Consider the following 23,904-nt stretch of genomic DNA (forward strand, 5'->3'; position numbering starts at 1 on the left):
ACTTCCTCCTAATTATTCCAATTCTAAAGAAATAACCTTACTAACTCCTTCTTCTTCCATACTAACTCCATAAAGTATATCTGCAATTTCCATTGTTGACTTTCTATGAGAAATCATAATAAATTGAGCAGTATCTGTAAATGATTTCAGGTACTTTGTATATCTAAATATATTAGCTTCATCTAATGCCGCATCTATCTCATCTAATATACAAAACGGAGAAGGCCTAGTTTCAAATATCGCAAATAATAAAGCCACTGCAGTTAATGATCTCTCTCCTCCAGATAGTAGTGATAAATTTTGAAGTTTTTTACCTGGTGGTTGAGCAACTATATCTATTCCACTAGTTAGAACATCATTATCTTCTAATTCTAGATTTGCATATCCTCCATCAAATAATACACTAAATATTTTATTAAACCTTTCATTTATATCATTAAAACTAAATATAAACATTTTTTTCATATCTTTATCTAAAGTTTTTATAATACTTTCTATATCATCTTTAGATTTTAATAAATCATCTTTTTGATTTGATAAAAAATTGACTTCATCGTTTACTATTTCATACTCTTCAATAGAATCTACACTAAAGTATCCTAAATTTTTAAGTTTATTTTTTAATACTTTTAATTCACTTCTAGTCTTAGTTGTTGTTTCATCCAGTAAAGTAATATTTTCTATATTAATATTATATTCTTCTTTCATAAAATCAACTATTTTATCTTTATCTTTTGAAACACCTTCTAATTTATTCAAATTAAAATCATAATTATATTCTAACTTAGTCAATATGTTTTTCATATCATTTACTAAATCTTTTTGTTCTGAATAAGTATTTGTAATATTTTCATATTCTTTTTTTTTAGATGGAATTATTTTAATTAAATTTTCAAAATCCCTATTCACATCAAATAACTTTTCATTGTATTTACTTATATTGTTGTTTCTATCTTCTAAGGACTTATCTATATAAACTAGTTGATTTTCATTATTTTTATATCTTTGTCTTAAATCGTTTAATTCATTTAGATTTTCAATATAAAAATTTTCCTTTATATTTAAATCTCTATCTAACGATTCTTTTTCTGAATTGTATTTTACTAATTCATATTCTATATAATTTATCTTTGTATTTATTTCACTAATTTCATTTATTGCTAAATTATATTCTTTATTTGATTTTGACAACTCATTTTTCAGATTATCTATATTCTCTTCATTACTTTGATAATTATACTTTTCGTTTATTTCTTTTATTAAAACTTCTAATTCATCTAAAGAATTTTCTTTTATTAATATTAAAGTTTCTATTTCTTTTATATTATCATTTAACTCTTCAATCTTAATATTAATGTCTTTATTTAAGTTCAATTTATTTTCTAAAGTAACATTATAATTCTTAATTTCTATACTTGATTTTACAATTTTTTCTTCAATATTTTTAATATTTTCTCTATTATTTTTTATCTGTATAATTAAATTATTTATGTTTTTACTTCTATTTATGATGTTACTATCTTTTTTAAACTTATTAAATCCACCAACTATAGAGCCCCATGAATTAAAAACGTCACCATCTAAAGTTACAACTCTAAATTGTTTAAATATTTTACTTACAGCTATCGCATTTTCAATATTCTCTACTATTAACGTCCTACTTAAAAAATAATCTATTAGTCCTCTATACTCTTCCTTAGTTTCTATAACTTCTGAAGCTACAGCTATAATATTAGGATTTTTTATATCTCCATTTTTATTATTCCCTTTTATTTTAGTAATTGGTAAAAAAGTAAGTCGACCAATTTTTTCAGCTTTTAAAAATTCAATTAGTTTTTTTGCATCATTTTCATTCTTTACCACAATATTTTGAAGAGTTCCTGATAATACATTATTAATTGCTTTAGCATATTTATCATCAACACTAATTAAATCAACTAAAGTTCCCAAAGGTAAATTATTTAAATTAGTTCTTTTTATGCTTTTAAAGAAATTGCTTACTTGTTTGTTAAATCCTTCGTAATTTTCTTTTACATTCTTATAAAAACTATATTCTCTATTTAAATCATTATCTTTAGATATAAGTATATTTTTATCTGCCTGTAATTTTTTTAGCTGTTCATCAATTTTATTTATACTTTCTTTTGTTTCTATGATTTCTTTTGAAATATATTCTTCTTTTTCAAAAATTAGTTCTTTTTCTGAGTTTAATTTATTTAATTCTAAATTCAAATTTTTTAGTTCATTATTTAACTTAGAACTTTTTTCTTTATTTTGTTGTAATTTTTCTATTTCAGACTTTTCTATACCTTCTCTAGTTCGCTTATCAACTTCTAACTCATTTATAAGATTTGTCAATTCTATTATTTTATCATTTATCTTATTAGCCAAAGTTTTTTTATCTTCAAGAACATTTGTCAATAAATCTTTTTCTTTTGTATATTCTAGAATTGAGTTTTTAATATCTTCAATAGTTTTATTTGTATCTTTTTTCGAATTTTCATTTTCTTTAATTTTATTTTCTAAATCTTTTATTTTATTTTGTATATATGTTTTTTCTTCGATAAGTCGATTTATTTCTGTTTTTTCATATTCTAATTTTTCTTCATTTAATTTTACATTTAAATTAAAATCATTTTTCTCTTTCTCAATTAAATTTAATTTATTTTCTAATTCCTCATACTCTAATTTTACAAATTTAGATTTTTCTAACAACTCTTCTAATTTAGGTTCTATTTCATTTATTTCTTTTTTATTTTTTTCTATATCAGACTTCAAGGAAATATTTTCTTCTAATATATTAGAAATTTTTATACCTAATTTTTCTAAATCCATTTTATTAAAATAAATGTCTAAAAATTTAATTTCATTTATTAAAGTTATTCCTTCTTTAGCTTTTTTAGCCTGATTCTCTAAAAAATCTCGTTGTTCTATTTTTTGAATTAAAATATCTTCTATTCTTGCTAAATTAGAAATTGTTTTTTCTAGTTTCTTTAAAGATTCTTCCTTTTTATATTTGAATTTTGAAATCCCTGATGCTTCTTCAAATATGTACCTTCTATCTTCGCTCTTACTAGATAAAATCTCATCTATTCTTCCTTGTCCTATTATAGAATATCCTTCTTTACCAATACCAGTATCTAAAAATAGTTCTCTTATATCTTTTAGCCTACAAGCCCTTTTATTAATATAATATTCTGACTCACCTGTTCTAAATACTCTTCTAGTTATATTTACCTCTGAAAATTCAACAGGTATCCATTTATCACTATTGTCAAAATTTAATGAAACTTGAGCAAAATTTAAAGGTTTTGACTTTGCTGTCCCAGAAAATATAACATCTTCCATCTTTGTACCACGCAAAGATTTTGCACTTTGTTCTCCTAAAACCCATCTTATAGCATCTGAAATATTAGACTTGCCACTACCATTTGGTCCTACAATAGCACAAATAGGATTATTAAATTGTAACTTTATTTTATCTCTAAAGGATTTAAACCCTTGGATTTCTATTGACTGTAATTTCAAATACTTTTTACCTCTTATTCAAATAATATTTATAATATTTTTTTATATCGACTTCCACATGTTCTTCTTTTGAAAAAATTTTAAACGTTCCTTCTCTTTGCCCTGATATTTTAAATCTTTTTATATTAAATTTCTTTATTAACTGCTTTTTATTAGTTCCGCCATTACCTACAACATACGAAATTTCCTTATTGCTACAAAAAATTTCTATACTTGAAGTGTCTTTGAATTCCTTTAAATAACATTCAACAATATCTTTATAAACTTCTTGAACTACTAGTTGTCTAAATGCTGCATGAAAAGGTCCTGCAACAATATCTCCATTTTCATTAATATTATCTGTAGGTTGTAACCCCACTCTTATTATTTCTATATCATTTAACTCATATAAAATATAAATAGGCTTAATTATCTCTATAGCCTGTTCTAATGTTAAAGCATTATATTTTCCACTTAAATATAATGTCTCTAAGTAAGTATCTTTTATTATTAATGTTGGATAAATTCTTACATATTTAGGGTTTATTTTTACAAATTCTTTTGCTGTAAACCAATCTTTTTCTTTATCGTCTTTATAGAGTCCTATCATTTGTTGTAAACCAAGTTCAAATCCAAATTTTTTTATCAGTTTAGATGCTTTATATACTATTTCAGCAGAGTGTCCTCTATTGTTAGATTTTAGTACATCATTATCTAAAGACTGAACACCCAACTCAATAGTTTTTACTTGTTTTTCTTTTAGAGTATTTAATATTTTTCCATCTATATAATCTGGCCTAGTTGATAGTCTTATACTGTTGACTTCTCCTATTTTAATAAATTCATTTGCTAGGTTTAAATAATCTACCATTACATTAAAATTTAATCCTGTAAAACTACCACCATAAAAAGCTATTTGAGTTTCATTTTTCTTATCAGAAAAAAAAGTTAGGTATTCTTCAATATCTAACCTTGTTTGTTTTAAATCATCTGCATAATCTTTGTTTGTTATTTTTCTCTGATTACAAAATATGCAGTCATTTGGGCAACCATAATGTGGCACAAAAACTGGTATAATATTTAATTTACTCAAAACTAATACCTAACTTCTCTATAGAATTTTTAGCAGCTTCTTGCTCAGCTGTTTTTTTGTTTTTGCCTTTTCCACTCTCTAAAACATTATTATCATATATTGCTGTAACGTAAAATGTTTTATCATGATCTGGTCCTGATTCCTTGTCTAATCTATATTTCAATTTGGATTTATACTTAGTCTGAATATAATTTTGGAGTATTGCTTTGTAATTATATTTATCTAAATTTTTTTCTAAATAATCATTAAATATATTTATATGTGTATTTGTTATAAAATCATATATTCTATCATATGATGAATCTAAATAAATAGCCGCACAAAGTGCTTCAAATGTGTCTGACAATATAGAATCTCTATTCCTTCCACCAGACTTTTCTTCACCTTTTCCAAGTATTAAATAATTTCCTAACTTAAAGTACTTAGCTGCATTAGCAAAACTATCTTCACAAACTGTCTTGCTCTTTAATTTAGTTAATTCTCCTTCATCTATATCTTTATGCTTTTTATAAAAATATTCACCAAATACCAAGCCTAGTACTGAATCACCCAAAAACTCCATTCTTTCATTAGAAATAAACTTCTCATTTGTTTCTTCATTTACAATGGAAATATGATGAAATGCTCCATCTAAAATCTCAATATTATTAAACTTATATTCTAAGTCATTTTCTAATTCTTTTAATAGTCTAATCCTGTCATTTTCAAGATTCACTTTAAAAACCTACCCTTTTATTTTTTCAATACTATCAACTACATCTTTTACTGTTTTTATATCATCTAAATTGGCATCTTCTATCTCTATATCAAATTCCTCTTCTATAGCCATAACTAATTCTAACAAACCTATAGAATCTGTTCCTAGATCTTCTCTTAATAATGTATTTTCATTTACCTCATCTACATCAAATTCTTCTTTTATTATTTCAATAACTTTATCATATACCATTTTAATTTCCTCTCTCTTCTAGCTTAGACTCTATCTTATTAATTATATCATTTTCTATAAATTTAACCATTGCGTCAATTCCTGTTTCTATAGCTCTAGAATTACTACTTCCATGTGCCTTAAAAACAGCTTTTTTTACTCCTAAAAGCGGTGCAGCTCCATATTCATTATAATCTAGCATACCTTTAATGTCCGTTAATACACCCTTTAACAACAACGCTCCTAACTTTGCTTTAAAAGAGCTAACTATTCCTTTTTTTAAATTACTCATTATAGTTATAGCTGTTCCCTCTGTTGACTTTAATAATACATTTCCTGAAAAACCATCTGTTACAACGACATCTGCAATTCCAGATAAAAAATCTCTAGCTTCAATATTTCCAAAAAAATTAAAATCTGAATTTTTAAAAAGTTCAAAAGTTTCTTTTCTAAGTTTATCTCCCTTACCTTCTTCAGTTCCGACACTTAAAAGTCCTACTTTTGGATTATCTATTTTTAACACTCCTGAAGAATATACATTTCCCATTAATGCGAATTGTTCCAATAAATCTGGAGTACAATCCATATTTGCTCCTGCATCTAACAATACAACCGGATTTTTTTCACTAGGAAATACTATCGTAAGAGCCGCTCTATTTATATTTTTTAATCTCTTTGTTATCAAAGTAGCTCCTGCAAGTAATGCTCCTGTACTTCCACAAGATATTAATCCATCATATTCCTCATCATTCAAAGATTTGAACCCTAGATATAATGAGGAATCTTTTTTTCTTCTAATTGCTAAAGCTGGTTCTTCATCATTTTTTATATAATCATCTGTATCTATAAAATCAACTCTAGAAATATCAGATAATTTTTCTTTAATAATATTTTCTATATTATTTTTATTTCCTATTAAAGTTACTTTTAAATCTTTGTGGTTTTCTAGAGATTTTATAACCCCCTTTGTTATTTCTTCATAGCCTTTATCTGCTCCTAACGTATCTACTAAAATTTTCATAAAACACCTCTTATTTAAAATAGTTACTATACTATTTATTCGTCAATTTATATTTTTAATATACTCATTTGAGTATCATTACTATTATACACTCATTTTATTCTTATTTAAAATTTACTTTTATTTTCCTAAGTTTTTAATTTTATAATTAATTATAAAGTATAATTTGATTTAGTAATTTTTTATATAGATTAAAATAATATAAATTATTTTTTTATAAAACTTTGCACAAAAAAACAATCTATTAATAGATTGTTTTTTTGATTAAATCTTTTTCTTTTATTACATATCTTAAATTGGTATTTTGCTCAAAAGAATAAGCATATTCTAATATCTTTTTATCCTCGTTAAGTCCAGCTGTAAAAGTCAATCCATGTGGAGTTCCGTCTTTATCTATACCTATGGGTACCGTAATTTCTGGATATCCAGCTACAGCAGTTAGTACAGCTGAACTGTTATCTAAAAATACAATACAATCTAACTTGTCTTTTTCTATTGCTTCATCGCATCTGTTTTTAGCCATCATTATTGTGTCTTCAATTTTTTTCGAATCTCTTTTGTCTACTTCACTAGCCTCTTTCAATAATTCTTGCCCATATTTTGCTCTACGAGCTAAGTCTTCGGAATTTTACTCTACTAGCTCCTCTAATTATTTAAAGGGCAAGTCATATTTATTTGCAAATTCTTTAACATCAAGTTTAAAATCATTTTTTAATATTTCAGTATTATTTATCCCTTTTAAATCGATATTTATTTCCTTAACTTCCGCCCCTAAATTTTCAACAACTTTATTGCTTCTGAATATAGTTCTTCGTTCTCATCATATTTCATTATTCCTACTTTAACTTTTTCCAAAGAGTTTTTGTTGAAACTTTTTATGTTTATTTTACTAGCGGAATCATTAAATATTACATTATAAATCTCCACCACATCTGTAACATTTCTACTTATTGGACCTACTACATCTAACGAATAATGATGCTACACCTATATTGGCAGTAATACTTGCTGCATTTCCTGAGCTTGAGACTAATGGTGAAATAATTAAAGGATTATATAGGTTTATATTTTGTCCGTGTTTAGAACTATAGCCTCTAGGAATCCTCACATCCATGTAATTAGCTAATTCAGATAAGTTTGTTTTAGCCAATATAATTGCTTTTTCATTTTTTAGTTTTTTAATAACTTCTGCATCTTCTTTTGGAATAAAATCCTTTAATTCATATGTACAAGCACTTGTAATCACATTATTTGTATTAATGTTTTCTTTAACACTAATTTACATTCAATACAATTTGGTTTTTACAGCATCTTTTTTACTGTCTAGTTTTTTTAATCTCTAATATAGCTGTTGAATTTATTTCAGAAATTGAATTTATACCTTTGTATGTTTGATCTACTTCTCTTAATACGATCTAAATAAAATGCAGTTAGTTCTGTATAAGTTAAGTCACCTTTTCTTATACTTTCTCGTAATTCAATTATTGTTTTTTTCTAAAATTATTTCTTTTTTATTTCTAATATTTTCAATATCTAATTCGCTTAACTGAGGATCTATATCCTTAATTACTCTATTTTGATTATACATTGTATATTCTTCTTTTATTGGTTCTTCTGTCTTCCTATTTACGAATAAGATTGCAATTACTATCAATGCTATAATTAAAGTTATAATTCCTACATTTTTTAATACCTTTGTAATACACAACCTCTTTTCTAAATAATATATATTTGTAATATCATGAAAAATATTAAATTTAATCATATTTATTTTAAACAATAAAAAAAGATAGGAAAAAACCTATCTTTTTTATTTATTGTTCTTCTGTTGAAATTATTTCTTTACCATCATAGTGACCACAAGCTCTACATACCCTGTGTGGTAATTTTGGCTCATGGCAATTTGAACATTCAGTTATAGTTACCTTTGGTAATCTATATGATGAAGCTCTTCTTTTATCTCTTCTAGTTTTGGATGTTTTTCTTTTTGGTACTGCCATTATTACACCTCCCTTAAACTTCTAACCTCTTATTAAAATATTTCTAACAATTAGATATGGGTAGGTAGACAATCCCATATACCTAAAACTAAACGAATTAATTTAATAATCCTTTATTTACAACAAGAATTATTATACAAAGTAATTAAGGAAATGTCAATATCTACTTTGTTAATTCTAAAGTATCCCTAGCTATCATTAACTCTTCATTTGTAGGTACAACATATATTTTTATTTTAGACTCTGGCGTAGATATAATCGCTTCTTTTCCTCTGGTATTATTTGCTTCTTTATCTAAAGTTAATCCGAAATTTTCTAAATTTTCAACTATTATTTCTCTAGTTCCAACACCATTTTCTCCAACTCCACCAGCAAAACAAATAGCATCTACATCTCCTAATTCAAGTAAATATGCACCTAAGAATTTTCTAACTCTATTATGGAACATATCTAATGCTAATTTCGCTCTTTCATTTCCTTCTACTGCTGCATCTTCTAGATCTCTAAAATCGCTACTTATCCCTGATATACCCAATACTCCAGACTTTTTATTAAGTACTGAATTTACCTCATCTGCAGTTAAATTTTCTTCATTTTGTAAAAAAGATACTATTGTCGGATCTAAATCTCCTGACCTAGTTCCCATAATTAAACCTTCTAAAGGAGATAATCCCATAGTAGTATTCAAACACTTTCCATTCTTCACAGCAGCTAAGCTTGAACCATTTCCTAAATGCAATGTTATTATATTTGTTTCATCTAATGGTTTGCTCAACAATTCTGCCATTCTGTGTGTTAAATATTTATGGCTTGTACCATGGAATCCATATTTTCTTAATTGATATTTATCATAATATTCATATGGAATACCATACATGTAATTATACGCTGGCATTGTTTGATGAAAGGCTGTATCAAATACTGCTACATTTGGTTTTCCTGGTAAAATTTCTTCACAAGCTTCTATTCCCATTAAGTTTGCTGGATTATGTAAAGGACCAAATTTAATAAACTCTTTTATAGTTTCTTTTACTTCTTTGTTTATTAATGTTGAATCTGTTAATTTATCTCCACCATGCAATACTCTATGACCTATAGCTCCTATATCATTCGTTGACTCTATTACACCATATTCTTTGTCAGTTAAAAAATCAAAAACTAGTTTGATTGCTGCTGAATGATCTGGTAGCTCCATCTCTTTAACAGTCTTTTCCCCATTTACTTTTTGAGTGATTTTTGAACCTTCAATTCCTATTCTTTCAACTATCCCTTGACCTAGTACTGTTTCATCTTTCATATCGAATAATTGATATTTTAACGACGAACTACCACAGTTTATTACTAAAATTTTCATTAAACTCTTAATTCCTCCTAATTATGGTTTTATTTTTCACAATAATTATAACACAAATCTTATTTTTTTAATTTGATTTTTGTCTCTTTTCCAGTAAACAATCTTTTTATGTTAGCCCTATGTTTAAAAGTGGTTATTAAAGCTAATACAATATATAAAATTCCAATGTAATTATTGTTTTTTGATAAAATAAAATATCCCCCTACTAATATACAGAGTAATGCAGCTATTATAGAGCCTAATGAAACATATTTAGTAGCTACTACAACTATTACAAATATTACAAATACTGCTAATATGTGTATAGGAGAAATTGCAACTAAAACACCAAAAGATGTTGCTATTCCTTTACCTCCCTTAAAACCGTAAATAGCTGGCCAATCATGCCCCAAAACCACGAATAACCCTGCTACAAATACTCCTAAATCTCCTTGCAACTTTCCACCAACATACGTAATTATTAAACCTTTTAGAAAATCTATGATAAAAGTAAATGCTCCTGCTTTTTTGCCAAATACTCTAAGTGCATTTGTTGAACCTGCATTTCCACTTCCATGCTCCCTAATATCTTGTTTGTAAACTAATTTACTTAATATTATTCCACCTGAAATATTACCTATAAAATAAGCTATTATACCTATTAAAATAATTTTCATTAATTATCTATTCTCCTCTTTCTCTTAATTCAAATACTAAAGGTACTCCTGAAAAAGAAAAATTCTCCCTAATTTGATTTTCTATATACCTTTGATAAGAAAAATGCATAAGCTCAGACTTGTTTACATATATAAGAAATTTAGGTGGTCTAGTTGAAACTTGTGTCATGTAAAATATTTTTAGCCTAACTCCTTTATCTGTTGGAGGTGGGTTATGAAGTACAGCATCATTAATAATATCATTTAGTATACCTGTGCTTACCCTCATAGAATAATTGTTATTTACTGCCTGTATCATTTCAAATAGCTTATGAACTCTTAAATTATTTTTTACTGACATGAAAATTATAGGAACATAATTTAAGAATCCTAGTTTTTTTCTAATTTCTCTTTCAAAATTATCATATGATTTGCTATCTTTTTCAATTAAGTCCCATTTGTTAACTGAAATAATCATAGCTTTACCTGCATCATGAGCATACCCTATAATCTTTGAATCTTGTTCTGTTACTCCTTCTTCAGCATCTATCATTAACACACAAATATCAGATCTATCCATAGCAGATAATGTCCTTACAACACTATATCTTTCTATTTCTTCATTTATAGCTCTCTTACGTCTTAACCCAGCAGTATCTATTAAAACATATTCTTCTCCTTTATATTTAAACTTACTATCAATTGAATCCCTTGTAGTTCCAGCTATATTTGTAACTATCATTCTGTCTTCGCCCAATAACCTATTTATAAGAGAAGATTTTCCAACATTAGGTTTTCCTATAATTGCAACCTTAGTTGTTTCATTATTATTAATTACATCTAAATCTACTTGGAATTTTTCTACAATATCATCTAATAAATCCCCTAACCCTAAAGAGTTTTCTGCGCTTATTGGCTTTATATTATCTATTCCAAGTTCATAAAATTCATATATTGAATCATTGAATTTTTTATTATCTACTTTATTTACAACTAGAATTATTTCTTTTTTCGATTTTCTAAGAATATTTGCGATTTCTCTATCATCTGGTGTAATTCCTGTTCTTCCATCAACAACAAACAATATTATTTCCGCAGTATCTATTGCAACTTTAGCCTGACCTAAGATTTCTTTTGAAAATAATTCTTTGTTTTTTGGTTCTAATCCTCCTGTATCTACCAGAGTAAAATATCTATTTTGCCATTCAGCTTCTTGATATAATCTATCTCTTGTAACACCTGGATCATCTTGTGTTATAGCTATTCTTTTTCTAACTAATCTATTAAACAAAGTAGATTTCCCAACATTTGGTCTTCCAACTATTGCTACTATTGGTTTATCCATTGAATACCTCTTTTCTAAAATTTATTCCTTAAACAATACACATGTAATCTTATCCTGTAGTAAATTAAATGTGCATATAACTAATTTATTATATCATAATACTGTTTAATTAGATAACGACGACAAATAAAAAAACTTGAGAATAAACTCAAGTTTTTTACTATTTAAATTTTATTCGTATAATTTGTAGTTGCTCATTAATTTAAGAACATCAGCTTTTATATCTTCTGCTGGTCTTTCTTTCTTTAATGCTTGTATCATATATTTAGCAACTTCTCTAAATCCATCTTCTTTCATTCCTCTAGTTGTAACAGCTGGAGTACCAATTCTAATACCTGAAGTTACAAATGGAGATTCTGGATCATTTGGTATTGTATTTTTATTAGTAGTTATATTAACTGCTTCTAATAAAGCTTCTGCTTCTTTACCTGTTAATCCTAAATTTCTAACATCTAATAATAATAAATGGTTATCTGTTCCGCCAGAAACAAGTCTTATTCCACCTTCTACTAGAGCTTCGCCTAATGCAACAGCATTTTTCTTAACTTGTCTGATATATTCTTTATATTCGTCTGTTAACGCTTCTTTAAAGCAAACAGCTTTAGCTGCTATTACATGCTCTAATGGTCCACCTTGTAGTCCTGGGAATACAGCTTTGTCTATTTTTTTAGCATGCTCTGCTTTACATAATATAGCTCCACCTCTTGGACCTCTTAAAGTCTTATGAGTTGTAGTAGTAACAAAATCAGCATATGGAACTGGGTTTGAATGCTCTCCTGCTGCAACTAAACCTGCAACATGAGCCATATCTACCATTAAATATGCTCCTACTTCATCTGCTATTTCTTTAAATTTTTTGAAGTCAATTTCTCTAGGATATGCACTTGCTCCAGCAACTATTAATTTTGGTTTATGTTCTAGTGCTCTTTCTCTCACTTGATTATAATCAATAGTTTCAGTCTTTGGATCTACTCCATAATCCACGAAATTATAGTATAAACCTGAAATATTAACTGGTGACCCATGAGTTAAATGACCACCTTCTGATAAGTTCATACCTAAAACAGTATCTCCTGGTTTAAGTACTGATAAGTAAACTGCCATATTAGCATTTGCACCTGAATGCGGTTGAACATTTGCATGATCTGCTCCAAATAGTTCGCACAAACGATTTCTTGCAAGGTCTTCTGAGATATCTACAAATTCACATCCTCCGTAATATCTCTTTCCTGGATAACCTTCTGCATATTTGTTATTTAAAGTAGTTCCTAAAGTTTCTAAAACAGCTTCTGAAATAAAGTTTTCTGATGCAATTAATTCTACATGATCTCTTTGTCTTTGTGTCTCTTTCTTAATAGCGTCGAAAATTTCCTTATCAAAGCTCTCTAAATTTGGTAACGGTCTTAAACTCATTTTTTTACTCTCCTCCTAAAATTTAAATAATTTTTATTATTTTTATTACATCATTATTTTTATTAAAAAACTTTTTATCTAAAAACTTTAATAACAATAATGATGCTAGTAAAAATACTAGCCCAATAAAGAAACTTAGTATTTCATAATTGGTAACGTTATTTTCACTTAATAGTATTATACCACTAACTATCCCAAATACAAAGAAAAATAACGGGATAATGTACATGTATAAAGAATACTTGAAGATTAAGCCATTTTGAGTAGCTAAAATAACCTCATCTCCTATTTTTGCATCTACATCATTATTTACTTTTACTATAATTGGTTGATTTTCTGCACTACATCCTGAGCATGAATCACATTTTCCCCCACATCCACTAGAACGCATTACAAAAATTTTAGCAAAAGAATCTTCTATTCCTATTACTTTGCCTTTTTGTTCCATTTAATCACCTCTTGTATATAAATCCTTAACCACTTCTCCAGCTATAATTAGTCCAGCTACCGAAGGAATAAAAGCTATGCTTGATGGAGATGATTTCCCTAACTCTTCGTTTCTCATTGTGCTCCCAGAAGTTTTTTCATCTGACCATACTACTTTTAGTTTTTTTACTCCAATTTTTTTTAACTTTGTTCTTATCACTCTCGCCATCGGGCATTCTTTTGTTTTATTTATATCTGAAACTTTGAATCTTGTAGGATCTAACTTGTTTCCAGCTCCCATAGAAGATATTATATTTATATTATTATTATAACAGTAATTTATTAAAGCAATTTTGGAAGTTATATTATCTATTGCATCAACAACATAATCATATTCCTTTAAGCTAAATTCTTCAATATTTTTTGGCACTAATTTTTTTTTGAATATTTTAACTTTACATAAAGGATTAATATCTTTTATTCTTTCTTTAAAAATATCTACTTTATATTTTCCTACTGTCGAATTTAATGCAATAATTTGTCTATTTAAATTTGTTATATCAACTGTATCATAGTCTACAATAGAAATATTTTCAATACCTGAACGCACTAAAGCTTCCACTGTATATCCTCCAACTCCTCCAACTCCAAAGACTATTACTTTGGAGTTTAAAAGGGTGCTTATTGAACTTTTTCCTATTAGAAGCTCTGTTCTTTGTAAAAATTTTCTTTCCATTTATTACTTATCCAACTTTATATGGATTTCTTTCAACTGTTTTTCATCAACTTCTGCTGGCGCCTCAGATAATAAGTCTGTAGCTGACTGTGTTTTTGGAAATGCTATTACATCTTTAATATTCTCTGTTTCGCACAATAACATCATTAACCTATCAAATCCATAAGCTAATCCTCCATGTGGTGGAGTTCCATATCTTAAAGCATCTACAAAGAAACCGAATTTACTTTCTATTTCTTCTTCTGATAATTTTAAAGCTTTAAACATTTTCTCTTGTAATTTGCTATTATTTATCCTTATTGAACCTCCGCCTAACTCATCTCCATTTACTACAATATCATAAGCTTTAGCTCTAACTTTTTCTGGATTTGACTCTAGAAATTCAATATCTTCCTCTTTTGGCTTTGTAAAAGGGTGATGTTTTGCTACAAGTCTATTTTCTTCTTCATCATATTCAAATAATGGAAAATCTACAATCCAAGTAAATACAAATTCATCATTTCTCAATAAATCTAAAGATCTTGCAATATGTCTTCTTAATGCTCCTAGAGAATCATATACAACAGAATTTTTATCTGCAACTATTAAAATTAATCCATCAGCTTCTATTTTAAATTCACCTATTAATGCACTAAGTTCCTCTTCTTTTAAAAATTTAAGAATTGGAGAAGTAATTTCTCCTCCTACTACTTTAATCCATGCTAATCCTTTCGCACCGTAAGTTTTAACATATTCTTGAAGTGCATCTATTTTCTTCCTAGAAAATTCTGCTTGATATTCACCGATATTAATACCTCTAACAGAATATCCTTCTTTTGCACATGAAGAAAACACTTTGAATTCTGAATCTTTTACAATATCTGTAATATCGTGTAACTCAAACCCAAATCTTAAATCAGGTTTATCACTACCATAATTATTCATAGCTTCTTCGTAAGACATTCTCTTAAATGGAATTTCTAAATCAATTCCCTTTATTTCTTTGAATACTTTCTTTAAAAGTCTCTCATTTATTTCTATAACATCCTCTTCATCTACAAAAGACATTTCAATATCTACTTGAGTAAATTCAGGTTGTCTATTTGCTCTTAAATCTTCATCCCTGAAACATTTAACTATTTGATAATATCTATCCATTCCTGAAATCATTAATAATTGTTTCATTAATTGAGGACTTTGAGGAAGTGCATAAAATTCAAAAGGATTAACTCTTGAAGGAATTAAATAATCTCTAGCTCCTTCTGGTGTTGGTTTACCTAAAAAAGGTGTTTCAACTTCTATAAAATCATTATCTGCCATAAAATTTCTAATTATATTAGAAGTTTTAGCTCTTAATTTTAAATTATTTTGTAAAAATTCTTTTCTTAAATCTAAATATCTATACTTAAGCCTTACTTCTTCTGATACATTATCATCATTTTTTATATAAATTGGTGTAGTTTCTGCAGTATCCAGTATCTTAAATTCAGATGCTACTATTTCTATATTTCCTGTTGGTATATTAGGGTTTTTTGATTGTCTTTCACGTACATTTCCTTTTATTGCTACAACATACTCTGTTCTAACTGTTTTCGCTTTGTTAAACATTTCAGCATCATCTGATTCATTTACAACTACTTGCACTATTCCTGTTGTGTCTCTAATATCTGCAAAAATTAAACTTCCAAGATTTCTTTCTTTTGCAACCCATCCCATAACTATAACTTCGTCACCAATATTTTTTTCTCTTAAGACCCCACACATATGACTTCTTCTCAAATTTCCCATTGTTTCCATATTATCCTCCTAAAATTTACAATAAAAAAACTCGCCACAAAGGGACGAGTTTATAATTTTCTCGCGGTACCACCCTAATTAGGTAAACCTCTCTTGTTTGTTTTAACGCTACTAGCGGATTTACTACTCCAAGATGTCCATTTTAGTATGCAAAGTAAGTTTCACCAACCCTTACCTCTCTATTTTACACTTATCTAAAATACCCTTCTTTTCAATGTATTTAATATATTTTGATTATATACTTATAAATTTTTTTAGTCAATTACTTATTTCTCTTATTCATTTTTGATTTAAAACTATTTAATAAAGAATGTAGTTCTTTTACTTTCAACACTACTAACATTATAAAATAAGTTAGACCTGCAATCACTATTGCTATGAGCAAACTTAAATTACTACTTCCAATAATTTTCAAAGCTAAATTATATGCTAAAAAAGAAACTAATCCCATTACTAAACTAGAAACTAACATTTTTAAATTTTCACGTTTAAATGCATTTGTTCTTTCAAATTTACCAATTTTTTTCTTTAATTTAATGAATAATGTTATCGCTCCATAGTAAGCTGCTACTGTTGTTCCAAATGCAAGTCCTACAAGTCCCCACTTAAATACAATTGAAAACAATGCACTAATAGTTATATTTAAAATAATCATTATTATAGAATTATACATTGGAGTTTTTGTATCTTTTAAACTATAAAATGCCTTAGAAAAGGTATCTCTCATTGCAATTCCTGCAAGCCCCATTGCATAAAAAAGCAAACAAGGTACTGTTATTGCAGTATCTTCTGGTTTAAAATTTCCACCTTCATAAACTAATTTTACTATTGGGTATGTCAAAACCATTAATCCTGTCATAGCTGGAAATACTAATATATTCATGGATGTTAGAGATTCAAGAACAGTTTTTTTGAATTCCTTTATATTGTTTCTTCCTGCTATTTTACTTAGTGTAGGATAAATTACAGTACCTATTGATACTATTACTATTCCATTTACAAATTCACTCAACTTAGCGGCATAATTCATTATAGTAACACCCTGAGATTGAAGTATTATAGAAGCCAAGTTTTTGTCAATCATAACATTTAGTTGATTTATAGAAACTCCAAGTATTACTGGTAAAGCCATAATCAACATCTCTTTAATTTCTCTTTCTTTGACATTTAATACCTTAGTCCAAATAAATCCTTTTCTTTTTACAGCTGGGATATATGGTATAAACTGTACTGAAGTTGCAAAAGCAAGTCCTATAGCCAAAAAATATATGTTTATAAATTTCCCCAAAAATAGAGATATTAATATAAAAAAGTTTAATATAAACCCTTGAATTGCTGGTACTATAAATTCACCTTTACAGTTTAAATATCCTCTATAAACAGTAGCTACTGCTGTTGGAATTAAACTTAAAAAAGTTATTTGCAAAAATGGAATTGCTAATTCCCTAGCTTCTGGCTCTAAATCAAAGGCAAATAAATATGTTAATTGCTTAGAAAAAATTTGACATATAATCATTAAGAATAAGCTTAGTATAAAAATTATATTTCCAAGATTACTTGTGAATCTATCTGCTATTAGATAACCTTCTCTATCTTCTAATCTCTTATATGTTGGAATAAACCCCGTTGTTATACCTACTGAAATAAAACTAAATACAACAACCGGTATTGTCATTGCCAAGTTAAATGCAGCTGCTTCAGCTCCAGTTCCAAAAAGTCTAGATAACACAGACTCTCTCAATGCACCAATTACTTTAGATACTATTGTAATTATCATTAAAATAATCGTTGTCGATTTCATAAATCCTCCTAAAACTACTAATATAAATATTAGAATTTAAAAAGAAGCTTATTTGCTTCCTATATTTTTACTAAATTTTCTTTTAATACTATTTAATATATTGTGTAATTCATTAACTTTTAGTATTAATAAACATACAAAATATATCATGACTGCAAGTACTACAGCAATTATTAAACTCAATGTTGTAGTTATAATGCCCATTAAAGAATTATACACTAAAAATGATATTATTCCCATACTAAGACTTGAAATTATCATTGTAGCATTTTCTATAACAAAATTTCTAATATTGTTTAATTTTCCTATCTTTTTCCTCAACTTTAAAATAATAGCATTGAATCTGTATATGCCACTATTTAAGTACCTAAATCAACACCTGTCAATCCTAATGCATGAAACTTAAGTGGTAGTGTAGCTACTAGAGTTTGAACCACTTTCATATGCCTAATTAAGTATAGGTCTTGCAAATATAGTCATTCCTATAAGAGCAGGATATATTAAAATGTTTATGTAATTAATAGAAGATAAAATAGTATCTTTAAATTTATTCATCTTATTAATAAAGCTATGCTTATTATTATAGATACATTTCGTAATTTATTTGTAAATATATCTACTATTAGATATTCTTTTTTTCTAATCTTTTATATGTAGGGATAAAACCTGTAGATATTCCTGCTGCAATAAAACTGAAAATAACTATTGGGAACTGTGATGCTAAATTAAAAGCATATGCTACAGTACCTGCTCCAAAGTATTTGGCAAGAAGTGAAACTCTTAAAAATCCTAACATCTTTGAAATTACTGTTATTACCATTAAAATTAATGCTGTCGATTTCAATATTGTACCTCTTGATTTTACATAACATATATTATAATACTTTAAACTTTTTATTTCTATATAATTATTGATATTTTAGCAAGTATAAAACTATGTTATACTAGTAATATGTAATAAGGAGAGGTTTATTATGGATTTATATAACTTGACAATTTTGCCTGAACTTAAAGTACAAGATATAAACATTAATTTAAACAATAATATAAAAACTATTCGTATATATGATTTTCAAAATGAAAAAGACGTTATTAATATAATTAGCTTTAATGAACTTAATAATTTAGAAGATATAAAAGGAAACTATTTGATTTATAATCACAATAGTCAAAAAATAAATTCTAACAAAGGAAATTATATATATACTGATTTAACAAATAAAAATGTAATATTCAGCATATTAAATAAAGCAATTTATGATTACAATAACTTTATAATTTCAATATATGAAATCATTACTAAAGATAAAGGAATTAATGAATTACTACGATCTATAAAAAAACAATTTAATTCTAATGTATGTGTTTTAAACAGCAATAAAAAGTTGCTATACAACATTTTTGACTTTAAAAAAGTAAACAATACTTATCCTTTAAAGGTAAAACGATCAACAACTTCAAGAGTTTACGGTTATTTAGCATTTGAAAATATAAATAATTTCTACTCTGATGAAATTAATAGAATTTTGGATATTAGTAATAATTATATATATGATAACTTAAGCCAATTAATGGTATCAAAAGATAATTTTTATAATACATTAAAAAATCTATCAAATAATACCTTTAATGAAGAAGATGCTAAAAATCTAGATATACTTAATTGGAAAATAAATGACAGCTACAAAGTATATTTTGTACAAATAGATGGTGGTTTATTTAAATATAGAGATATGTTCATTCATGGAAATAGATTTATTCTAGATCACCCTATGTATTTATATTCTCTTATTCATAATAATTATCTTATGCTTGTAATTAACGAATCTCATGTAAACATCAATAAAATAAGATCTGAAATAGAAGTATACTTAGATAAATATAATTTAAAACGAGTTTTTCTAAATTTAGGTAGAAATTTATTAGATTTTTATAAAGCTTATGAATTAGCAACTTATATAATTAACTATAACTTGGAATATACTGATAATTTAGAAGAGTATTTGCCTGACCTTATATTTAACATGTGTGTTTCTAATAATTTCATAGATTTATTAATACCAAATGAACTTAAGACAGTTATGGATCATGATAAAAATAAAAAAACAGAGCTTTTGAAAACTCTATATTTTTACTTAATTGAGGAACGCTCTTTAATTAAAGCGTCTAAACAATTAGATGTTCATAGAAATTCTATAGTATATCGTATTAATAAATTAAATGAATTAGTTGACTTAGACTTAGAAGATTCAAAATCTAGATACAATATCTTAATAGCCTTAGAACTATTAAATAAATTAAATCCAGGACTTATAAAGTAATTATAAATCCTGGATTTTTTCTAATAATATCATTGAATTATTAAATATATCTTCTGAAATATCATAATATTGAACTATATTTGTTAAATCTTCTCTTGCTTGTTCTATTTTGTTAATGTTTATATATATTAAAGCTCGGTTAAACAATAATTTTTCATTATCTTCATGATTCTCTAAGCCTTCATCTATTACTTCTAATGCTAATCCTACTTTTCCTATTTCAGCTAAGAAATAACTATAATCCACATAAAAATCTATTGATTTTTCTTTATAACTATTTGCTAATTCATAGTTTTTAAAAGCTTCATCATAATTTGTAAGACCTAAATATGCATTTCCTAGATAGTAGTATTTTTCAAAATCTTCTTTTTCTAAGTTTTCTAGTTTATTTACTACTTCATAATACCTAGAATATTTTAAAGACTCTCTAATTTCGCTATAAAAAGCCTCTTCTTCTATATTAGTTTGTCTTGTTTTAAGCTCTTTTAATAATACTTCATTGTTTTCTAAGTTATTGATGAATTTATTTGCAGATTTATAATATAATTTAGCCTTTACTAAATTACCTTTAGATTCCTCTATATCCCCTAATAATAAATAAGTTAAAGGATAAGTGTCATCTATAACTATATTTTTATTTAAAACTTCTTCTGACTTATCTTTAAAATATTCCTCTTGATTTTTAGAATATAAATTTAACAATGTACTCGCATAATAATAGTTACTTTCTGCATCTTTAAAATTATCATAGTTGAATTTCAAAAATATACTCGCTACTTCTACATCTTCTTTTAGTTCTAACAACGATTCAGCTAATACAGTTTTTTCTAATTTATTAATTTTATTAATTAGTAAAGTTAAGTATTCTTTTGAATATTTAAAGTTTGGATCTACTGAAATATTAAATATCATACCTCTAAAAAAATATTTAAATTCTATTTTTTCATTAAATGTATCATTTTTTATTTCTTCTACAAAATCCTTTTTCAAAATCGGAAGTGGAAATTTATATTCGGAATTATTTTTTAATTCTAAATATAATAATTCTTCTCTTTTATCAATATAATAATTATTAATGTTTTCCATTATTTAAACTTCCTCATATATTCTCTTTTTCTCATTGAGGAACCATTTAAAATCTCAAATAAATTTCCTCTATATATCAAAAATATACTATAAACAACTATTTTCCCAAATACTATTAATACTGATTTGATGTCTTTTTCAAAATACATCCCAAAGGGTAATATATAATTAATATTAAGTAAATAAATAACTCCAAATATAACAACATTTGGTATTACCCAGTTTATTATATTATTCTTCAAAAATTCTACTGATTTTATTATAGTTCCTATTCCATCATAATTTTCTAAATAAATAGTTTCTGGTGTTGCATTAAATAAAATTAATAGAGCTGGATACACTATAATATAAATCTTTGATAACCCCATAAGACCAAGTGCAAGATTTGCAATATAAAATATAAATCCTATTTGTATCAATTTATAAAAAATTTGAGTGTTATTTAAAGATATAAAACTTGATAAACTAGTATTTTCCTTAATAGAAACAGTTAACACACTCATTATTATTGATAATACAAATAACTCTAACAAATATATTGCAGTTCCTATTACTATTGACATACTACCTGTAGGCATTAAACCTCCAAGTAGATTTGACACTACATTTATTGCCAAAGATCCTGCAATTATAACAAAAGCAACAATAATAATATATCTAAATCTTTTAAATGTATTTTTTATTGCCATAACTTGTACATTAATAAAATCATTTATATAGTTCATATTATCTCCTCATATTTTTGGGTAACATCATAATTTTTGCTGTTATATATATCATACAACATAATTAAATATTTTTTTTGATTTTTATTATAATGTCTAATTATATCATTTTCATACTTTAAAATATGAATATTTTTTACTAATTTTTTTGTAGAAACTTCTTTGTATTTTTCAGGTAAAATATTTAGTATGTCATCATTCTTTAAAATCTCATGTTTTGAATTTTTATCTATTAAATTTGGCTCTAAAAAATATGGTATTTTTCTATTAACCATAATATAATCATGTATCAATAACTCAGTTATAATATCTATATTTTCATATTCTTTCTCTATGACAAATTCTAATAATATTTTATATAAACTATCCCTTGAATGATTTATTAAATAATAGCCTCTTTCTTCCCAAAATTTCGAAAATTCTTCAAAAAATGAAAAATCATCTTTATAATAATTTTTTACAATATATTCAAAGGTATTATAAAAATTTTTTTCATTATAATACTTATCTACAAGTTCTTCTATCTCTTTCACTTTTTGTAGTCCTTCATAGCTAATCCATTTAGTAGAAATTACCTCATAAGGAGGATAATCATCATAAACTATCTTGTATTCTCTATTTTTCAACCATAAATCCGAGCCTTTTAATACTTTTAAAAATCCTAACTGTAATTTATCTGGTCTAATTGACAAAATATCATTAAATGATTTTTTTAAACTTTTATAATTTTCATATGGCAAACCTGCTATTAAGTCCAAATGTAAATGTATATTATCGAAAGCTAGTAGTTTTTCACATACTCTTTTTATATCCTCAAACTCTCCAACTCTTTTAATTGCTTTACATGTTTCCATATTTGTTGATTGCACTCCTATTTCAAATTGAAATAAGTCTTTCCTAGAAATTTTAAATAACTCTAAGTAATCATTGTCTATTAATGTTGGATGTATTTCTAAATGGAACGTTGTATAACCTTTATCATTATTTATAATAAATTTTATTATTTCCAGTGCATGTTCTTTATTGAAATTAAATGTTCTATCTATAAATTTAACTAATGGAACTTTTAAATCTATAAATTTACCAATATCACTTTTACATCTATCTAAATTAAAATATCTTACTTTTTTTGTTGAAGATGAAAGGCAAAATTCACAATTATATGGACATCCTCTGGATGTTTCATAGTATACAATTTTTTTATCTTTTAAATATTTTTCTGTATATTCAAACTCTGAAACTTTTAAATCATTTATTGTTTGAAATATTTCATTCCCTAATATTTCAAATTCTTTATTTTCTAGTGTACCACTAGGTAAATCTATTTTTTCTCCATTAATATAATCCATTAGTATAGGAAATGTGGTTTCTCCTTCTCCACACATAATAAAGTCTATAAATTTATTTTCTTTTAAAATATTCCTAGAATCATAGGATACTTCTGGTCCACCTAGTACTATTTTTATTTTATTATTAATTTTTTTTATTTTTTTAGAAATTTTTAAGGTTTGTTCTATATTCCATATATATGTTGAAAAGCCTACAATATTATAATTACCTTTTATTATTTCATAAATAATATCATCTAAGTTTTGATTTATAGTAAAATCTATAGTTTTTACTTCATATTTGTTTTCTATTGTTGACTTTAAATACTGTATAGCAATATTGCTATGTATGTATTTAGTATTTAAAGATGTTAGTAATATTTTCATATTTCACCTATCTAAAAAAGAC

General features: G+C 25.9%; 23 protein-coding genes and 1 other annotated feature. Of the genes, 1 reads left to right on the forward strand and 22 read right to left on the reverse strand.

Annotated features, from left to right (window positions below; translation table 11 throughout):
• Positions 1-12: 12 nt before the first annotated feature.
• The 19 genes from smc to CS899_RS02025 all read right to left on the reverse strand — a co-directional run bounded on the left by smc (position 13) and on the right by CS899_RS02025 (position 18,879).
• Entirely contained in the window at positions 13-3,528 is a 3,516-nt protein-coding gene (smc, locus tag CS899_RS01935; RefSeq protein ID WP_164995817.1) for a chromosome segregation protein SMC, read from the reverse strand.
• Positions 3,529-3,535: 7 nt separating this feature from the next.
• Complete coding sequence (locus CS899_RS01940) at positions 3,536-4,600, reverse strand: elongator complex protein 3 (protein ID WP_099203277.1); 1,065 nt, start codon at positions 4,598-4,600, stop codon at positions 3,536-3,538.
• Positions 4,593-5,315 carry a ribonuclease III gene (gene rnc / locus CS899_RS01945; RefSeq protein ID WP_099203278.1) on the reverse strand — a complete coding sequence of 241 codons (723 nt, stop codon included), beginning with the start codon at positions 5,313-5,315 and terminating at the stop codon, positions 4,593-4,595. The genes CS899_RS01940 and rnc overlap by 8 nt, the downstream gene beginning before the upstream one ends.
• A 9-nt stretch (positions 5,316-5,324) precedes the next feature.
• Positions 5,325-5,549, reverse strand: coding sequence for a phosphopantetheine-binding protein (locus CS899_RS01950; protein WP_099203279.1), 225 nt, complete (start codon positions 5,547-5,549; stop codon positions 5,325-5,327).
• A 1-nt stretch (position 5,550) separates the two neighbouring features.
• Entirely contained in the window at positions 5,551-6,549 is a 999-nt protein-coding gene (plsX, locus tag CS899_RS01955; protein ID WP_099203280.1) for a phosphate acyltransferase PlsX, read from the reverse strand.
• A gap of 244 nt (positions 6,550-6,793) precedes the next feature.
• The gene (locus tag CS899_RS01960; RefSeq protein WP_099203281.1) at positions 6,794-7,132 is read right to left on the reverse strand and encodes a hypothetical protein; all 339 of its coding nucleotides are present in this window, start codon (positions 7,130-7,132) and stop codon (positions 6,794-6,796) included.
• Between the two features lie 188 nt (positions 7,133-7,320).
• The gene (locus CS899_RS11045; protein ID WP_277985521.1) at positions 7,321-7,479 is read right to left on the reverse strand and encodes a hypothetical protein; all 159 of its coding nucleotides are present in this window, start codon (positions 7,477-7,479) and stop codon (positions 7,321-7,323) included.
• A 13-nt stretch (positions 7,480-7,492) separates the two neighbouring features.
• Entirely contained in the window at positions 7,493-7,828 is a 336-nt protein-coding gene (locus CS899_RS11050; RefSeq protein WP_099203282.1) for an amidase family protein, read from the reverse strand.
• 198 nt (positions 7,829-8,026) lie between these two features.
• Positions 8,027-8,257: a hypothetical protein gene (locus CS899_RS01970; RefSeq protein ID WP_099203283.1), complete on the reverse strand. Its 231-nt coding sequence runs from the start codon at positions 8,255-8,257 to the stop codon at positions 8,027-8,029.
• A 106-nt stretch (positions 8,258-8,363) separates the two neighbouring features.
• Positions 8,364-8,549: a 50S ribosomal protein L32 gene (gene rpmF, locus CS899_RS01975; RefSeq protein ID WP_099203284.1), complete on the reverse strand. Its 186-nt coding sequence runs from the start codon at positions 8,547-8,549 to the stop codon at positions 8,364-8,366.
• Positions 8,550-8,712: 163 nt separating this feature from the next.
• Positions 8,713-9,903, reverse strand: a complete 1,191-nt coding sequence (locus CS899_RS01980; protein ID WP_099203285.1) for an acetate/propionate family kinase — start codon at positions 9,901-9,903, stop codon at positions 8,713-8,715.
• 59 nt (positions 9,904-9,962) lie between these two features.
• The gene (gene plsY, locus CS899_RS01985) at positions 9,963-10,559 is read right to left on the reverse strand and encodes a glycerol-3-phosphate 1-O-acyltransferase PlsY (RefSeq protein ID WP_099203286.1); all 597 of its coding nucleotides are present in this window, start codon (positions 10,557-10,559) and stop codon (positions 9,963-9,965) included.
• A 7-nt stretch (positions 10,560-10,566) separates the two neighbouring features.
• Positions 10,567-11,883: a ribosome biogenesis GTPase Der gene (gene der, locus CS899_RS01990; protein ID WP_099203287.1), complete on the reverse strand. Its 1,317-nt coding sequence runs from the start codon at positions 11,881-11,883 to the stop codon at positions 10,567-10,569.
• 171 nt (positions 11,884-12,054) lie between these two features.
• Entirely contained in the window at positions 12,055-13,296 is a 1,242-nt protein-coding gene (locus CS899_RS01995; protein ID WP_099203288.1) for a serine hydroxymethyltransferase, read from the reverse strand.
• A 22-nt stretch (positions 13,297-13,318) separates the two neighbouring features.
• Positions 13,319-13,744 carry a SoxR reducing system RseC family protein gene (locus CS899_RS02000; RefSeq protein WP_099203289.1) on the reverse strand — a complete coding sequence of 142 codons (426 nt, stop codon included), beginning with the start codon at positions 13,742-13,744 and terminating at the stop codon, positions 13,319-13,321.
• Complete coding sequence (locus CS899_RS02005; protein ID WP_099203290.1) at positions 13,745-14,458, reverse strand: tRNA threonylcarbamoyladenosine dehydratase; 714 nt, start codon at positions 14,456-14,458, stop codon at positions 13,745-13,747. It abuts the gene before it with no gap.
• 3 nt (positions 14,459-14,461) lie between these two features.
• Positions 14,462-16,234, reverse strand: a complete 1,773-nt coding sequence (aspS, locus tag CS899_RS02010; RefSeq protein WP_099203291.1) for an aspartate--tRNA ligase — start codon at positions 16,232-16,234, stop codon at positions 14,462-14,464.
• 37 nt (positions 16,235-16,271) lie between these two features.
• Positions 16,272-16,458 (reverse strand) — a binding site (T-box leader).
• A gap of 38 nt (positions 16,459-16,496) precedes the next feature.
• Complete coding sequence (gene murJ, locus CS899_RS02015) at positions 16,497-18,035, reverse strand: murein biosynthesis integral membrane protein MurJ (RefSeq protein ID WP_099203292.1); 1,539 nt, start codon at positions 18,033-18,035, stop codon at positions 16,497-16,499.
• Positions 18,036-18,657: 622 nt separating this feature from the next.
• Entirely contained in the window at positions 18,658-18,879 is a 222-nt protein-coding gene (locus tag CS899_RS02025; RefSeq protein WP_099203294.1) for a hypothetical protein, read from the reverse strand.
• 130 nt (positions 18,880-19,009) lie between these two features.
• Between CS899_RS02025 and CS899_RS02030 the strand changes: the two genes are divergently transcribed.
• A complete protein-coding gene (locus tag CS899_RS02030; RefSeq protein WP_099203295.1) occupies positions 19,010-20,356 on the forward strand; it encodes a helix-turn-helix domain-containing protein in 1,347 nt (448 codons plus the stop codon).
• On the opposite strand, the gene CS899_RS02035 is transcribed toward CS899_RS02030, so the two are convergent.
• The 3 genes from CS899_RS02035 to CS899_RS02045 are packed head-to-tail and all read right to left on the reverse strand — an operon-like array spanning position 20,357 to position 23,882.
• A complete protein-coding gene (locus tag CS899_RS02035; protein WP_099203296.1) occupies positions 20,357-21,442 on the reverse strand; it encodes a tetratricopeptide repeat protein in 1,086 nt (361 codons plus the stop codon).
• Positions 21,442-22,167, reverse strand: coding sequence for a hypothetical protein (locus tag CS899_RS02040; protein WP_099203297.1), 726 nt, complete (start codon positions 22,165-22,167; stop codon positions 21,442-21,444). The genes CS899_RS02035 and CS899_RS02040 overlap by 1 nt, the downstream gene beginning before the upstream one ends.
• Positions 22,164-23,882 carry a B12-binding domain-containing radical SAM protein gene (locus CS899_RS02045; RefSeq protein ID WP_099203298.1) on the reverse strand — a complete coding sequence of 573 codons (1,719 nt, stop codon included), beginning with the start codon at positions 23,880-23,882 and terminating at the stop codon, positions 22,164-22,166. Before CS899_RS02045 ends, CS899_RS02040 begins: the two co-directional genes overlap by 4 nt.
• Positions 23,883-23,904 lie beyond the last annotated feature (22 nt).

The sequence above is a fragment of the Miniphocaeibacter massiliensis genome, assembly GCF_900232905.1.
Taxonomy (GTDB): domain Bacteria; phylum Bacillota; class Clostridia; order Tissierellales; family Peptoniphilaceae; genus Miniphocaeibacter; species Miniphocaeibacter massiliensis.